Here is a 16282-nt window from a genome sequence, read left to right on the forward strand (position 1 = left end):
AGACCCCAATCACCCGGAATGTCCGATCAGAACCCCCAACCGACCCTGCTGACCGCCTGGAAAGGCGCCCAGGCGCGCCTGAAGGCCGCCGGCATCGACAGCCCCTCCATCGACGCCCGCCTGATGCTCGAGGCGGCGACGGGCGCAGGCCGCGTCGACATCCTGAACGACCCCTACCGTGCGCTCTCGCCTGAGCAAACCCTGGCGCTGGACGCCATGGTGGATCGTCGCCTGCGCCGCGAGCCGGTGTCGCGCATTCTGGGCCGCAAGGGCTTCTGGAAGATCATGCTGAACGTCACCCCCGACGTGCTCAGCCCGCGCCCCGACACCGAGACGGTGGTGGACGTCATCGTCCGCGCCTTCCCGCCCAACACCGCCTTCGACATGGCCGACCTGGGCACGGGCTCGGGCGCCATCCTGCTGGCCGCCCTGGCCGAGCGGCGCGGCGCGCGCGGCGTTGGCACCGACATCTCGACCGAGGCCATCGCCGTGGCGCGCGAGAACGCGGCCAATCTGGACCTGAACCACCGCTGCACCTTCATGCGCACCGACTGGGCGGCGGGCTTCGCCGACGACAGCTTCGACCTGGTGGTGTCCAACCCGCCCTATATCCCGACCGCGGACATCGCCGGTCTGGACCCCGAGGTGCGCGAGCACGATCCGCATCTGGCGCTGGACGGCGGCCCTGACGGACTGCAGCCCTATCGCGACCTGGCGCCCGAGATCGCCCGCATCCTGCGCCCGCAAGGCGTCTTCGCCGTCGAGATCGGCTGGGACCAGGGCGAGGCGGTCAAGGCCCTGTTCGAAGCGGCGGGCTTCACCGACGTCAAGGTCGTGAAGGATCTGTCGGATCGCGACCGCGTCGTCACCAACGGCCCGGACCCGCGCGTGGGCCCGATCCCCGAAGCCGAAGCGCCGTTGCAATAAAAACCCTTGGAAAGCGTCTCGGCGCGCGCTAAGTCCGTGGTGTTCCCCACTCAGACGCACCCTTTTCGAGCCGGTTCGCTCGATTAAGCGTGTCGGAGTTCAGTGACGGCCGCGCCCCTCAGACGGACGTGGCGGACCACGGGGGACGCACGGTTTTCCGAACAGCTCGCACCGGGGATCGGCCCCGAACGAACGGAACGACGAACAGGGTCTCGCCCGTCTTCTGCGACGGCGGCCCGCACCAACACGGTAAGCTCCGATGAGAGATTTCAAGGGCATGAAGCGTCAACGCGGACGCAACCGTAAGCCCGGCGGCGGCAATAACGCCAACGCGACCAATCCGAACCGTTCGTGGGACTCGCAAGGTCCCGAGAACATCAAGGTCCGGGGCAACGCCCAGACCGTCTATGAACGCTATATGCAGCTGGCCCGCGACGCCGCGGCCGCCGGCGACCGCGTTCTGGCCGAAAACTACACCCAGCACGCCGAACACTATTTCCGCGTCCTGCGCGCGCTCCAGCCGCAGCGCTCGGTCAGCGAGATCGCCCAGCGCGAACAGGCTGGCCAGGGCTTCGACATCGACTTCGAGGACGAGTCGGGCGCCCAGGCGGCGGCCATCATCGCCGCCCAGCAGGCCGAGGAGCGCCGCGTCGAGGAAGAGGCTCGCCGTCAGGCTGAACGCGCCGAGCGCGAGGCCAACCGCGACCGCGAGCCCCGTGAGCCTCGTGAACCCCGCGAACCGCGTGAAAACGGCGACGGCGACAACCGCGAAGGCGGCCGCCGCGAATCCCGTCGCGAGCGTTGGGAGCGCCGCCGCGAGGAGCGCAACCGTCGTTTCGAGAACGGCGAATCCGAGATCGCCGACGCCGATGAATCCGGTCAGGACGGCGGCCCGGCGTCCGAGGTTCCGACCGAAGAGCGTGCGCATGAGGCGCCCGCCGTCGAGGCCGGGGCGGACGCCGACGCGCCGGTCGCCAAGGCGCCGCGCGCCCCGCGCCGTCCTCGCGCCGCTGCGGCCAAGGATGAGGCGGCCGGCGACGACGCCGCGGCTCTGCCGGGCTTCCTGACCCGCCCCGCGGCGATCGAGGAAGCGGCCCAGGACGACGAGACGCCCGCCCCGCGCACCCGCCGTCCGCGCCGCAAGGCTGAGACGGTCGCCGACGACGAATAGGGCGACTGAACAACCCTCGCGGGTGTGTTCACTCTAATACAACCATTTGTGCGTCACTCTCGATCTATCGGGAGGACGTGTGATGGAATTCGTTCTACTGGCGATCGCCCTCGGACTGGCGACGGGCGTCGCGGGCGTCAGGCTGTCGATCGGCGCCCACGGACGCATTCGCGCGGTGCAGCGGCTGCATGACCGCCAGCTCGCCGCCGCCCGACGACGCATCGCTGATCTGGAAGGCGCCGCCTGCGACGTCGAGGCGCGCCTGTTTCGCGCCCAGGCGGTCGAGGCGGCCGGACGCCGCACCCATACGGCCCTGCTCGCCGCCTTCAGCCGTGAGATGCGCGGGCCGCTCGACGCCATATTGGGCTTCGCCGATCTGCTGCGGATCAATGCGGTCAATGAGCCGCTCAGCCGTCGTCAGAGCCAGGCCGTCGAGCAGATTCACGATGGCGCGGCTCGCCTGCGGACTCTGGTCGAGGGGCTGACCGCCTTTGCGGACGCCTCGGGCGTCGCGGCCGCGCGCGAACGTCTGGACCCTTTGCTGATCGCCCGGCGCATCTGCCAGTCCCTGGCCGGTCAGGCCGAGGCGGCGGGGGTCGATCTGCGTCCGCCTCCGTTTCAGGCCGGGCTGACGGTCCAGGCCGAGCCTCGCGCCCTGGATCAGGTGTTGACCAGTCTGATCCGCAACGCCGTGCAGCATAATCGTCGCGGCGGGACGGTGGTGATCGAAGGCCGCCGCCTCGCCCAGGAGGTCTGGATCACCGTACGCGACACCGGGCCGGGCCTGTCGCCGCGCCGGATCGAAACCCTGTTCGACCCTTTCGCCCGGCGCGGCCGCGCCGCCTCCTCGGCTGACGGCGCGGGCGTCGGCCTGGCCGCCGCGCGCCGTCTGGCGGCCGCCATGGACGGCGATCTGACGGTCGAGAGCCGGGAAGGCGAGGGCGCGGCCTTCATTCTGCGCCTGCCGGCTTCACCTCGGCGTCAGGTCGAACTTCGGGCCGAACTGCGGGCTGAGCTTCAGGCCGAGTTCCGAGCCGCCTCGCCCTTGCCGCGTCTGCCGGACGCGGTCCTGCTCTACATCGCCGAGGACGCGGCTGCGGTCGCCCTGATGCGCCATCTGCTGCACGGGGCGGGTCAGATCCAGCTCCACGTCGCAGCGACCGCGCAGGAGGGGGCGGACCTGGCGCGCGACCTTCAGCCCGACGCCGTCATCCTGGATCTTGATCTGCACGGGGGGCAGGGCCTGGCGGTCAAGGCCGCCCTGGCGCAGCAGCCGCTGACCCGCGACCTGCCCGTCATGGCGCTGTCGGCGGCGATCGCCCCGGACGAGGTGCGACGCGCGCAGGCGGCGGGCTTCGCCGAATATCTGATCAAACCGATCGGACTCGCCGATCTGACCGCAGGACTGTCGCGTCTTCTGGCGCCGTCTGACGCCTCTTCGCCGACCATGCCCAAGGCGGCGCAGGCCTGACGACTTCACGCGGTCGCGACGACGGGCGGGGTTGACGCCGCGCCTCATGGCGGCTTCCTAAAGAGAAACGGGGCTTTCGATCCCCCGTCGCTTGAGAAGACCGATATGCCGCGTACGCCGACCCGACCCTCCCGGCTCGCTTTCCAGCCCCTGTTCAAGACCCTGATCGGCCCGGCTCTGGGCTCGGCGGCCCTGGCGGCCTGCGCCACGACGCCCCCGCCGCCTCCGCCGCCGCCGCTCCCGCCGGTTCCGGCCGCGCCCGAAGCGCCCGTCGGCGCCGTGCTGGACGACTGGCGCGGCGTCATCACCCCGGCGGACCGCGACCGTTATCAGCGCCGCGCCGCCGCCTGGAGTCTGGCGCTGGAACAGGCGCGACGTCAGCCCGGTTCGGGCGATCTGTCGGCCTTGGGCGAACTGATCGATCCCGACGCCGCCCGCCCCGACGTCGCCCCGCCGCCCGGCTCCTACCGCTGCCGCACCGTCAAGCTGGGCTCGCAGGGCGACGAAGGCGGGCTCGGCTATGTGGTCTACGGCTGGTTCGCCTGCCGCATCGAACAGACCCCCAGCGGTCTGAAGCTGATCAAGCGCACCGGCTCGCAACGCCCCGCAGGCCTGCTCTTCCCTGAGAACGACCGTGAAATGGTCTTCCTCGGCTCCATGGCCCTGGCGTCCGAACCGACGGCCCGCAGCTATGGCCAGCGGCCCGAACGCGACCTGGTCGGCGTGCTGGAGCGGATCGGCGAGCGGCGCTGGCGCCTGGTCACGCCCTGGCCGGCGGCGGAATCCAACCTCGACCTGCTGGAATTGGTCCCGGCGCCGCCGTCGCGCTGAACCGTCGCCGTTCCTGTCCGTTAGGGCGGGATGACAGTAGAGAGCCCGATGCGCTTCAGCCCCGTCGCCGCCGCCCTGTTCGCGGGCGTCCTCGCCCTGGCCGGCTGCGACCGCGACGCCGCGCCGACTCCGTCGCCCGCGTCTTCGCCCGATGCGCCTGTGGCGGCGCCGTCTGAAGCCGTATCGCCTCCGCCTGGGACTGCGGCGCCGTCCCCGTCTCCCGGCGAGCAGGGCGGAGGCGACGATTGGCGTGCAGTCGCCGCGCCCGCCGACGCCAGCCTGCTGGGCCGCCTCGACCAGGCCTGGAGCCTGGCCCGCGCCGAGGCCGAGGCGCGCGGCTTCGCCGACGAGGTCGAATCTCTCGGCGTCCTGGTCGATCCCAACGCCGGGCAGGCCGGTCGTCTTCAACCGCCGCCGGGCGACTACCGTTGCCGCACCGTCAAGCTGGGCGCGCGCGAGGCGCAGGGTCTGGCCTACGTCGCCTATCCGGCCTTCCGTTGCCGCGTCGAACTGACGCCCGGCGGCGACCTGATCCTGGCGAAGACCACGGGCAGCCAGCGCACGCGCGGCCTGCTCTATCCCGACACTGATCGACGCCTGGTCTATGTCGGCGCCCAGGCCTGGGGCGACGAGACCGGCTTCCCCGCCTACGGCGCCCAGGCCGAGCGCGACCAGCTGGGCGTGTTCGAGCGCATCGGCCCGCAACGCTGGCGCCTGGTCATTCCCTTTCCCAAGCAGGAATCCAAGCTCGACATTCTGGAGCTGACGCGCTGATCGCAGCTTGACCGTTCAGGGGCGCGCCCTTCACCCTGAGCGCCTCATCGCCTTTACCTTCGGAGCACCCTCATGCGCGGCGTCGGCCTCACGCTCGGATCCATCATCGCCATCGCCGTCGTCCTGGCGGTCGTGCTGATCGGCTTCCCCACCTACAACGTCTATTCCAAGCAGATGGCGGGCAAGGCGGCCTATGAAGAGGCGGTGCAGAACCGCCGCATCCGCGTGCTGGAGGCCCAGGCCGCCCTGGACTCGGCCAAGCTGACCGCCGCCGCCGAGATCGAGCGCGCCAAGGGCGCCAATGAGGCCAACCGCATCATGGCCGAGGCCTTGGGCGGCCCCGAGGCCTATCTGCGCTGGTCCTACATCAACATGCTGCAGGAGACGGCCGGCAAGGAAGGCCGCCAGACCATCTACATCCCCACCGAGGCGGGGATGCCGATCCTGGAGGCGGGCCAACGTCCGGCGCGCTGACCTGAACCCTTCTCACCTTGTGGGAGAAGGCGGCTCGCGAAGCGAGACGGATGAGGGGTTTCTGGCGAGCAGCCACATCACCCTCATCCACCGTCGCAAGACCCCTCATCCGGCCCTGACGGGCCACCTTCTCCCACAAGGGGAAGGTTAGGGCGTTCAGACCCGCGTCAGCCGCAGATCCTGGTAGTCGTAGCTGAAGTCGATGTCCGGCGAGACGCCCTTGACCGTCGCCGTGGCGGGCTTGGCCGTGGCGATGCTGAAGGTGATGAAGGCGTCTTCCTCGCGCTTGTCGGGGAAGCGGGTGCGGAAGGTCTCGCCGTCATAGGGCTCCAGCCAGCCTTGCAGCGCCGGGGTGTGGGTGAAGCGCAGCCACAGGCCGGACTTGCGGTTGCGGCCGCGCCCTTCCGTCTTCGGCTCGATGACGATGTCGCCGTACCAGGGATCGCGCCAGGTTCCGGCGTAGGCCTCCAGCGGCAGGGAGGGGGCCGCGCCCGCCGCCTGTTTGGCGTCGATCTCGACGGCGGCCTTCAGCGACTTCTCGGTCCCTTCGGCCTCAATCCGCTTGGAATCGGCGATCCAGTCGACGTCGACCTTGTTCATGGCGATGTCCGACAGGCCCGAGCGCAGGGCGCGCAGCAGGAAGCTCTCTTCGGCGTTGGTGAAGACCGAGAAGCCGATCTTGCGGCCGGGGATCAGCACCGTGGCCGAGATGCCGCCGGGCGAGCCGCCGCCGTGGGTCGCCAGTCGCTCGCCGCGATAATCCTGCACCTGCAAGCCCATGGCGTAGGTCGAGGCTACGGCCCGGTTCGGCAGGGCCGCCGTCGGCCCGTTGGACGAGGAGACGACGATGTTGGGCTTGTACATTTCCTTCGCGGCGGCTTCGGAGAACAGGCGCGAGCCGTCGGCCAGCTTGCCGTCGTTCAGGCGCACGGCGATCCACTTGGCCCAGTCGTGGGCGCTGGCGCAGATGCCGCCCGCCGCCGCCGCCGAATCCCAGTTCCACACCTCGACGATCGACTCGGCGATCTGGGTCATCGCCCCCTGATAGCGCAGGGGCGGGCCGACGCGGCCGTGAGGCAGGGCGCTCTTCTTCGGGTCGGCCAGACGCGCCAGGGGCACGCTCTCGCTCATGCCCACGCGGTCGAAGATGCGGGTCTGGACGAAGACCTCCCACGACAGGCCCGAGACCTTCTCGATCACCGCGCCCGCCACCACGAACATCAGGTTGCAGTAGTGGTAATCCTCGCGGAAGCCGTCCTCGATGGGCACGAAGGCGGCCTGCGCCAGAACCTCGGCCCGCGTCCGGTCGCTGTTGGGCCAGAACAGCAGATCGCCCGCGCCCAGGCCGAAACCGGCGCGGTGGCTCAGCGTGTCGCGCACCGTGATGCGCTCGCCCACCATCGGGTCCGACAGGGTGAAGCCGGGCAGATAGGTGCGGATCGGCTCGTCCCACTTCACCTTGCCTTCATCGACCAGGATGGCCAGGCAGGCGGCGGTGACGTTCTTGGAGTTCGACGCGATGGCGAACAGGGTATGTTCGTCGGCGGGTTCATTTTTGCCCTGACGGCGCACGCCATAACCCTTGGCCAGCACCGTCTTGCCGTCGCGGACCAGGGCCAGCGACACGGCGGGCTGGTCCGGCCAGGCGGCCATGCAACGCCGCACCCAGGCGTCGGCGGCGGCGGCGATCTCGTCGTCGGAACGCGTATCGGCGCTGGTCTGGGCCCAGCCGGTCGCGGGCAGGGCCGCGCCGGCGGCGCCGACGGCGGAAGAGATCAGCGCGGCGCGGCGCGACAGGCGGATGGACATCAAGGACGCTCCCGAAGACTGAACGGCGACGCTAACGCCGCCCGTCCGCCGGGCCAAGGGGCGTAAAGCGTCCTACGCCGCCAGCCGCCACCTTTGCAGATGCTCCAGCACGTCCGCCACGATCTGGGCGCGGGTGAAGCCGGTCACGTCGCGCGGGCGCGTGCCGTCGCCGGTCACGGCGCTCAGCCGCCATTCCAGGGCGCGGCGGCTTTCGGGCGCCTCCAGCGCGGTCAGGGCGGGCAGGGGCCGCGAGCGCGCGCCCAGCCGATACAGGAAGTCCCGTCCGTTGGCGTGCTCGACTCTCAGCCAGACGCCGTTGTCGTCGCTCTGGACCTCGCTGTTCTCCAGCCCTTCGGCGGCGACGGCGGCGCGCACCTCTTCCAGCGCCGGGAAGCCGTGGCGCGCGATCTGGCGGTCGATGTCGCGACGGCTGGCCGGGGCCAGGATGCGCTTGAGCTGTTCGCGCAGGGGCGGCGCCTCGGTCTCGACGGCCTCGCCCTTCAGGTCGGCGTTCATCTGCCGCGCCAGGCCGAAACAGGCCAGGATCATGATGACCGCGAAGGGCAGGGCCGCCACCAGGGTCGCCGCCTGCAGGGCGCCGAGGCCCCCGGCCAACAACAGCAGGGCCGCCGTCAGCCCCTCCATTCCGCACCAGTAGACCCTTTGCCAGCGCGGCGTCTCCTCGGCCCCGCCCGAGGCCAGGGTGTCGATCACCAGCGAGCCTGAGTCCGCCGAGGTGACGAAGAAGACCGCCACCAGGGCGATGGCCAGGACCGAGGTGATCGCCGTGCCCGGCAGGAACTCGAAGAAACGGAACAGGGCCGTCGACAGGTCCGTCTGCACCGCGTCCGAGATCGCCCCCGCCGCCACGCCCAGGTCCAGGCTCATGGCGGTGTTGCCGAAGACCGTCATCCACAGGAAGGTGAAGCCCGACGGCACCAGCAGCACGCCGATGAGGAACTCCCGCACCGTCCGTCCGCGTGAGATGCGGGCGATGAACATGCCCACGAACGGCGACCAGGAGATCCACCAGGCCCAGTAGAGCAGGGTCCAGTCCGCCATCCAGGCGCGCGGCTCATAGGCGTAGAGGGTGAAGGTGCGCTCGAAGAAGTGGTCCAGATAGAGGCCGAAATTCTGCACATAGGCCCGCAGCAGGAAGAGCGTCGGCCCCACGATCAACACGAACAGCATCAGGCAGACGGCGATGAACAGGTTCAGCTCGGACAGCCGCCGCACGCCCTTGTCCACGCCGGTCAGCACCGAGATCGTCGCCGCGCCCATCACCACGACGATCAGTCCCACCTGCATGATCACGTCGTTGGGCAGGCCGAAGACGTAGTTCAGGCCCGAGGTCATCTGCGCCACGCCGTAGCCCAGGGAGGTGGCGATGCCGAACAGGGTGCCGCAGATGGCGAAGATGTCGACCAGGTCGCCCAGCCAGCCGTTCACCCGCTTGCCCAGCAGGGGATAGAGGCTGGACCGCATGGTCAGGGGCAGTCCCTTCCTGTGCGCGAAATAGGCCAGGCTCAGACCCACCACGGCGTAGATGGCCCAGGCGTGGACGCCCCAGTGGGTATAGGTGATGACCATGGCCTCGCGGGCGGCTTCCAGCGTGCCGGGCTGCGCCTCGGGCGGGGCGATGTAGTGCTGGACCGGCTCGGCGACGGCGAAATACATCAGGCCGATGCCCATGCCCGCGGCGAACAGCATGGCCAGCCAGGAGACATAGGGGAAGTCCGGCTCGGCGTCGTCCGGCCCCAGCTTCAGCCGCCCTGTCGGTCCCAGGGCCAACGCTGCGACGAACAGCATGAAGCCCGCGACCGAAGCGACGTAGAACCAGCCGAACGTCTCCACCACCCAGGCCTGGGCGCGTCCGAACAACAGGTCGGACGTCGCGGGCGCCATGAGGGCGAGCAGCAGCAGCCCGCCTGCGATGGCGCTGGCCCCCCAGAAGACCCGAGGGTTCATTTTTGAGCTCAGCATGGGCTCCAAGCGCACGGCAACGCTTAAGGTTCCATCAGGGTCACAGACCCGCCTTCGGAATGAAAAAGATGTAACTCGGTTATGCGTCGTGGCGCTGGTATCGGCGGTCTGGAGGACGTTGAGGGACGTCCGTGCGAGGACGCCCAGATATGAAGAAATACAAGTTCGCGCCCTTGTTGGGCGCCGTTCTGGCCTTGCCTGCGGCAGGCTCGCTCGCTCAGACGGCGCAACCCGCGTCGCCGTCAGCCGCCCGCGCACAGCAGGTCCAGAGTCCGCCTCAAAAGGCTGACAAGGATGACCAGCCTGCGGCCGTGGGCGATGTCGTCGTCAGCGCCCGCTCCAATGATGTCCGCACGTCGATCGACTCGATCAGCTACAGCCTGGCCGACGATCTTCAAGCGGCGACCGGCACCCTGGCCGAGGCCTTGCGCAACGTGCCCTCGGTCGATGTCGATCCTCAGGGCAACGTCTCCCTGCGCGGCGACGGCAATGTCACCATCCTGGTCGACGGCCGTCCCTCCGCCATTCTGTCGGGCCCGAACCGCGCCGACGCGGTGCTGCAGCTGCCGGCCGATCGCTACGCCGGCATCGAGGTGATGACCAATCCGTCCGCCGCCTACAGTCCCGAGGGCTCCGGCGGGGTCATCAACCTGATCACCAAGCCGGTTCCGGCGGCGGTGGCCGCCGCGGCGGCTGCGGGGGCGTCGGGCGCGACAGTCACGACCGGCTCGTTGCGCGCCAATGTCGGCGACAATGGGCGATGGAACGTCGGCGCTAGCGGTTCGCGGCAACGCGGCAAGCTGACCCTGACAGGCGATCTCAGCTATCGCCATGATGATCAGGGCCTGGCCTTCAACCGTCTGCGCGAACAGCTCAACGCCACCGGCGCGACCGTGGGCACGACGACGACGGCTCAAAACATCGACTCGACCCAGAGGGGTTTCTTCGGTCGGGTGGCGGCCGAATACCGATTGACCGACAAGACCATGCTGACCGGCGAGGTGCGCGCCAACCGTTTCGAGGTCGACAGCGACGTTCGCGGCTTGTTCGAAACCCGCGACGGCTCCGGGGCGCTGACTCGCGCCTACGCCCGCAACGGTTCGGGCGGCTTCGCAATGGACGGTTGGGGCGTCACGGGCCGGGTGCTGCACCAGTTCGACGCCTCGGGGCATGAATGGTCGAATGAGTTGCGCTACGATCGCAACGACCATGAAAATGACTCGCTAGCCGCCAACATCTTCAGCCTCCCGACAGAGCCGGCCTTTTATGAGGCTCAGCGGGGTTTGAACGCTCAGCAGACAATCGGTTTCACCAGCGCCTACACCCGGCCGATGGGCGAGGGCGCCAAGCTGCGCGCGGGATATGAGCTGAACCTCACCCGGCCGGATCAGGAGAATGAGGTGCGGCGCGGGCCGTCCGAGAAGGCTCTGGTCCTCGTGCCGTCGCAAAGCAATCGGTTCGAGGCGGAGCAGATCGTCCACGCCCTATACGCCACCTATGAACGGCCGTTCGGCGAGAAGCTGTCCGGCCAGTTCGGACTGCGCCTGGAGCAGGCGGACATCGAGGTCGAGGACGTCACCAACGCCGTGCGCGCGTCCCAGGACTATTTCCGCGCCTATCCGACCTTCCACCTGCAGTATCAGCTGACCGAGACCCAGACGCTGCGCGGCAGCTATTCGCGGCGAATCCAGCGGCCTCAGCCGTCGCAGTTGAATCCTTTCGTCGTCTATGGCGATCCGTTGAACCTGCGTTCAGGCAATCCGGACCTGGAGCCGCAGGAGACCGACAGCTTTGAGGCCATGTGGCAGATGCGGCGCGGTCAGAGCTTCTATCAGGCCACAGCCTACTTCCGCGACACGACCAAGGCCTTCACCGACGTGGCGGCCGATGTGGGCGGCGGCGTCCTGCTGACGCGACCCGAGAACCTGGGCGCTCGACGCGACTTGGGGATCGAACTGACCGCCAGCGGCCGCTTGCACCCGACCCTGCGCTACAACGCCAGCATCAACGCTTTCCGTCAGGAGAACGACGCTGCGGGCATCGTGGGCGGTCGCGACCGTGAGGGCGAGATGCTGACAGGGCGTCTCAGCTTGAACTGGCAGGCCACGCCTAAGGATTTCGTGCAGTTGATGGGCTTCTGGCAGGGCGATCAACTTCTGGCCCAGGGCACGCGCGAGAGCGGAGGCATGCTGAACTTCGGCTATCGCCGCAAGCTGAGCGACACCCTGTCCCTGCAGTTCACCGCGCGCGACATCCTGAACTCGTTCGGCGGCGCCACCACCTATGACACGCCTCAGTTCCGCGAGCGTTTCGACCAGGATCTGAATTTGCGCGCCTTCTATCTGGGCCTGACCTGGTCCTTCGGCGGAGGACCGCGGCGCCAGCCCGAGCAGTTCGACTTCTCGACCGGCCCGACGGGCGGCTGACGCGGATATGACCCGCTCAGGCTCGCGTCTCCCAGGCGGTCCAGGCGGCGATGGCGACCAGGCCCAGGGCCATGGCGGCGCGCAGCATCGGACCCTGGGCGCGGGTCAACAGGGCGCCGCCCGCGCGCGCCGCCGTCAGCACGATGGTCGTGTGGACGACGACGCTGACCAGAACGTGCAGCGCGCCTAGCGTCAGGGCCTGCGCCAGAGTCGAGCCGTGGTCGGGGCGCATGAAGCCGGGCAGCAGCACCACATAGAGCAAGGCGGCCTTGGGGTTCAGCAGATTGCCGATCAGGCCGCGTCGGAACAGGGCGCGTCGCCGCATCGCGACCGGGGCGACGCCTGCGCCGTCGCCCGCGCTGCGCCAGGCGTCCCAGGCCAGCCACAGCAGGAAGCCTACGCCCGCCCAGCGGATGGCCTGATACAAGGCGGGCCAGCGCAGCACCACTTCCGTCAGCCCGAAGGCGGCGGCGACCATCCACAGCGTCAGGCCCAGGGTGATGCCGACCACGGCGGCCAGCCCGGCCGCGCGCCCCTGCGACAGGGACACCAGCGCCAGCCACCCCATGTTCGGGCCGGGGGTCAGCTCCATCAGCGCGACCGCGACCAGGAAGGGCGCGACCACGGTGGGATCGATGGGCGGCTGCATCGGCGATTTCCATCCTCTTCTGGCGGCCACGCTAGGCCGTGACGGGCGGCGTCATCAATCGCGAGCCGGCCCTCTTGCGTGTCCCATAGGCCACACCCACCTCCTTTGCGACAGCTCAAGGCGTCGCTTCGTGAAAGGGCGCATTGAGTCGAAATCCGCCTCCCGAGGGGAAACCGAACGACATGAATCTCGACCTCTATTCCGACCGCGCCAAACAGGCCGTCCAGTCCGCCCAGTCGCTGGCCCTGGCCCGCCGCCACCAGCAGTTCGCGCCCGAGCATCTGCTCAAGGTGCTGCTCGAGGAGCGCGACGGCCTGGCCCGCAAGCTGATCGATCAGGCGGGCGGAGACCCGTCCGCCGTCGAACTCGTCATCGAGGGGTTGCTGAAGAAGCGGCCCCAGGTTTCGGGCGGCTCGGGCCAGATCTATCTGGACGGCGACACCGCCCGCGTCTTCAGCGCCGCCGAGGAGGCCGCGAAAAAGGCGGGCGACGCCTTCGTCACCACCGAACGCCTGCTGGCCGCCATCGCCAAGGAGGGCGGCGCCGCCGCCGAGGCGCTGAAGTCCGCCGGGGTCACGGCCAAGAAGCTGGACGACGCCGTCGCCGAAATCCGCAAGGGCAAGACCGCCGACAGCGCGGGCGCCGAGGACAGCTTCGACGCCCTGAAACGCTACGCCCGCGACCTGACCGAGGCCGCGCGCGACGGCAAGGTCGACCCGGTCATCGGCCGCGATGAGGAGATCCGCCGCACCATTCAGGTGCTGGCCCGCCGCACCAAGAACAACCCCGTCCTGATCGGCGAACCCGGCGTCGGCAAGACCGCCATCGTCGAGGGTCTGGCCCTGCGCATCGTCAACGGCGACGTGCCCGAAAGCCTGAAGGACAAGAAGGTTCTGTCGCTCGACATGGGCGCGCTGATCGCGGGCGCCAAATACCGCGGCGAGTTCGAGGAGCGGCTGAAAGCCGTGCTGAACGAGGTCGCCGCCGCCGAGGGACAGATCGTCCTGTTCATCGACGAGATGCACACCCTGGTCGGCGCGGGCAAGGGCGACGGGGCGATGGACGCCTCCAACCTGCTGAAGCCCGCCCTGGCGCGCGGCGAACTGCACTGCGTCGGCGCCACCACGCTCGATGAATACCGCAAGCACGTCGAGAAGGACGCGGCCCTGGCCCGTCGCTTCCAGCCGGTCTTCGTCTCCGAACCCACCGTCGAGGACACGGTGTCGATCCTGCGCGGCCTGAAGGAAAAATACGAAGTCCACCACGGGGTGCGCATCAGCGACAGCGCCATCGTCGCCGCCGCCACCCTGTCGAACCGCTACATCACCGACCGCTTCCTGCCCGACAAGGCCATCGACCTGATCGACGAGGCCGCGTCGCGCGTGCGCATGGCCGTCGATTCCAAGCCTGAGGCGCTGGACGAGATCGACCGCCGTCTGGTCCAGCTCAAGATCGAGCGCGAGGCCCTGAAGAAGGAGAGCGACAGCGCCTCGCAGCAACGTCTCGAAAAGCTGGAGGACGAGATCGCCGACCTCGAAGGCCAGTCGGACGACATGACCGCCCGCTGGAAGTCGGAAAAGGACAAGGTGGGGCAGGGCGCCCAACTGCGCGAGACCCTGGACCGCCTGCGCGCCGAACTGGCCGCCGCCCAGCGCGCCGGCGACCTTGGCCGCGCCTCAGAGATCGCCTATGGCCAGATCCCGCAGCTTGAGAAGCAACTCGCGGATTCCGAATCCCCGGCGGCGGTCGCCGCCCCCCTGACGCCTGAGGTCGTCGACGCTGAACAGATCGCCGCGGTCGTCAGCCGCTGGACCGGCGTGCCCGTCGACAAGATGCTGGAAGGCGAGCGCGAGAAGCTGCTCAAGATGGAGGACGAACTGGGTCGCCGCGTGGTGGGTCAGGACGAGGCCCTGGCCGCCGTTTCCGACGCCGTGCGCCGCGCCCGCGCCGGTCTGAACGATCCGAACAAGCCGCTGGGCAGCTTCCTCTTCCTCGGCCCCACGGGCGTCGGCAAGACCGAGCTGACCAAGGCGCTGGCGGGCTATCTGTTCGACGACGATAACGCCATCACCCGCATCGACATGAGCGAATACATGGAGAAGCACTCGGTCAGCCGCCTGATCGGCGCCCCTCCGGGCTATGTCGGCTATGACGAGGGCGGCGCCCTGACCGAGGCGGTGCGCCGCCGCCCCTATCAGGTCGTCCTGTTCGATGAGGTCGAAAAGGCCCACCCCGACGTCTTCAACGTGCTGCTTCAGGTGCTGGACGACGGCCGCCTGACCGACGGTCAGGGCCGCACCATCGACTTCAAGAACACCCTGATCATCATGACCTCCAACCTGGGCAGCCAGTTTCTGGCCGACCAGCCCGAGGGCGAGGATGTCGAGGCCGTCCGTCCTCTGGTCATGGAACAGGTCCGCGCTCACTTCCGGCCCGAGTTCCTGAACCGCATCGACGAGATCATCCTGTTCCACCGCCTCGGCCGCGAACAGATGGGCGGCATCGTCCGCATCCAGCTGGCGCGTCTGGAGAAGCTGATGGCCGACCGCCGCCTGACGCTGGCCCTGGACGACAGCGCCCTGACCTGGCTCGCCGACAAGGGCTACGACCCGGTCTACGGCGCAAGGCCGCTGAAGCGCGTCATCCAGAAGGAGCTGGTCGACCCGATGGCCAAGAAGCTGCTGGCCGGCGAGATCGAGGACGGCAGCGTGGTGGCGGTGTCAGCGGGTAGCGATGGGCTGGAGATCGGGAAGGCGCGGGTGCATTAACGCGCCTTCCAGCGTCGATCCGAGAAAGGGGCCGCGTCATTGCGGCCCCTTTTTTCTTTCGTCATCCTCCGGCAAGCCGCGTCAGCGGCGCAGACCGGGGGACCCAGCGGCGCGCGGGAGCGCGAAAGATCCACGCTCGGCGGCCGCCCTTAGATCGCCTTCGGCGCCGCTGGGTCCCCCGGTTCCGCGCTGCGCGCGGCCCGGAGGATGACGAAAGAGGGGGAGCGGCATAGCTTGTGTGCATGGCGACCCATCGCACCTTGATCGCGACCTACATCATGGCCAGCGGGCGCAACGGGACGCTCTACGCCGGCTCGACTTCCAATCTGGAAAGCCGCGTGTGGAAGCACAGAACGCGCGCCTTTCCCGGCTTCAGCGACGCCTATGACTGCACTCGTCTGGTCTGGTTCGAGCAGCACGCCCTGATGCTGGATGCGATCCGGCGCGAGCGGCGCATCAAGAAGTGGCTGCGCGACTGGAAGCTGGCCCTGATCGAGAAGGCCAACCCGGACTGGCGCGACCTCGCGGCCGACTGGTTTTCCGATCCGAACTGGACCCCGCCGGGCGCCCACTGAGCCTCACCCCAGCACCGGCATCACCTCCACCCCGTCGCAGGGGAAGGGGTTCATATGCGGGTGGTTCTCGAACAGGCGGGCCGCCGCCTCGTGGCTGTCGGCGCGCACGACCATGAAGACGGTCAGCAGGTTGACCACGTCCGTCACGGCGCCGTCGTCGTCGATGCGTTTGGTCGGGCCCAGCGGGCCGCCCTGAAAGACGATGGAGTCGCGGTGCGCTTCTTCCCATTCGGCGACGGCGGCGACGCCGAGGCGGGCCGTCTCGGCCTGCTCGGCCTCGCTCATGGCGCGCCAGGCCCGCCATTTGGGGCCGGTCTTGTCGCTGGTGAAGACGGCCAGGTAGTGGGTCTGCGCGCTCATCGAAGCCTCCCGTTTGCGCCAAGGGTCGGTCTTTCGTCGGCCGTGGGCAAGCGGGCCTCTCTGT

General features: G+C 69.0%; 13 protein-coding genes. 9 read left to right on the forward strand and 4 right to left on the reverse strand.

Annotated elements, in window-relative coordinates; translation table 11 throughout:
* The first annotated feature begins 18 nt into the window (after positions 1 to 18).
* The 6 genes from prmC (at position 19) to ACU5AP_RS04265 (ending at position 5648) form a co-directional block, all read left to right on the forward strand.
* On the forward strand, positions 19 to 927 hold the full coding sequence (gene prmC / locus ACU5AP_RS04240; protein ID WP_446680830.1) for a peptide chain release factor N(5)-glutamine methyltransferase: 909 nt from the start codon (positions 19 to 21) through the stop codon (positions 925 to 927).
* Positions 928 to 1204: 277 nt separating this feature from the next.
* On the forward strand, positions 1205 to 2098 hold the full coding sequence (locus tag ACU5AP_RS04245; protein ID WP_233126834.1) for a DUF4167 domain-containing protein: 894 nt from the start codon (positions 1205 to 1207) through the stop codon (positions 2096 to 2098).
* Positions 2099 to 2180: 82 nt separating this feature from the next.
* Complete coding sequence (locus ACU5AP_RS04250; protein WP_446680831.1) at positions 2181 to 3569, forward strand: hybrid sensor histidine kinase/response regulator; 1389 nt, start codon at positions 2181 to 2183, stop codon at positions 3567 to 3569.
* A 105-nt stretch (positions 3570 to 3674) separates the two neighbouring features.
* Complete coding sequence (locus ACU5AP_RS04255; protein ID WP_446680832.1) at positions 3675 to 4400, forward strand: DUF4893 domain-containing protein; 726 nt, start codon at positions 3675 to 3677, stop codon at positions 4398 to 4400.
* A gap of 48 nt (positions 4401 to 4448) precedes the next feature.
* Complete coding sequence (locus tag ACU5AP_RS04260) at positions 4449 to 5174, forward strand: DUF4893 domain-containing protein (protein WP_446680833.1); 726 nt, start codon at positions 4449 to 4451, stop codon at positions 5172 to 5174.
* 72 nt (positions 5175 to 5246) lie between these two features.
* Entirely contained in the window at positions 5247 to 5648 is a 402-nt protein-coding gene (locus ACU5AP_RS04265; RefSeq protein WP_003166255.1) for a hypothetical protein, read from the forward strand.
* Positions 5649 to 5804: 156 nt separating this feature from the next.
* Here the strand turns inward: ACU5AP_RS04265 and ACU5AP_RS04270 are convergent, their stop codons facing one another.
* Together ACU5AP_RS04270 and ACU5AP_RS04275 are read right to left on the reverse strand one after the other, a co-directional pair.
* A complete protein-coding gene (locus tag ACU5AP_RS04270) occupies positions 5805 to 7457 on the reverse strand; it encodes a serine hydrolase (RefSeq protein ID WP_076224366.1) in 1653 nt (550 codons plus the stop codon).
* A gap of 72 nt (positions 7458 to 7529) precedes the next feature.
* A complete protein-coding gene (locus ACU5AP_RS04275) occupies positions 7530 to 9425 on the reverse strand; it encodes a BCCT family transporter (RefSeq protein WP_233126833.1) in 1896 nt (631 codons plus the stop codon).
* Positions 9426 to 9589: 164 nt separating this feature from the next.
* Here ACU5AP_RS04275 and ACU5AP_RS04280 point away from each other — a divergent pair, with 164 nt between their 5' ends.
* Positions 9590 to 11866, forward strand: coding sequence for a TonB-dependent receptor domain-containing protein (locus tag ACU5AP_RS04280; protein ID WP_446680834.1), 2277 nt, complete (start codon positions 9590 to 9592; stop codon positions 11864 to 11866).
* A gap of 16 nt (positions 11867 to 11882) precedes the next feature.
* Here the strand turns inward: ACU5AP_RS04280 and ACU5AP_RS04285 are convergent, their stop codons facing one another.
* Entirely contained in the window at positions 11883 to 12515 is a 633-nt protein-coding gene (locus ACU5AP_RS04285; protein ID WP_046652396.1) for a LysE family translocator, read from the reverse strand.
* A 182-nt stretch (positions 12516 to 12697) separates the two neighbouring features.
* Between ACU5AP_RS04285 and clpB the strand changes: the two genes are divergently transcribed.
* Both clpB and ACU5AP_RS04295 read left to right on the forward strand, forming a co-directional pair.
* Positions 12698 to 15283: an ATP-dependent chaperone ClpB gene (gene clpB, locus ACU5AP_RS04290; protein WP_128718919.1), complete on the forward strand. Its 2586-nt coding sequence runs from the start codon at positions 12698 to 12700 to the stop codon at positions 15281 to 15283.
* Between the two features lie 242 nt (positions 15284 to 15525).
* Positions 15526 to 15858, forward strand: coding sequence for a GIY-YIG nuclease family protein (locus ACU5AP_RS04295; RefSeq protein ID WP_128718918.1), 333 nt, complete (start codon positions 15526 to 15528; stop codon positions 15856 to 15858).
* Positions 15859 to 15861: 3 nt separating this feature from the next.
* Here ACU5AP_RS04295 and ACU5AP_RS04300 read toward each other — a convergent pair whose 3' ends face one another.
* A complete protein-coding gene (locus ACU5AP_RS04300; RefSeq protein WP_446680835.1) occupies positions 15862 to 16218 on the reverse strand; it encodes a hypothetical protein in 357 nt (118 codons plus the stop codon).
* Between the last annotated feature and the right edge of the window lie 64 nt (positions 16219 to 16282).

This window comes from Brevundimonas sp. RM1 (assembly GCF_052907225.1).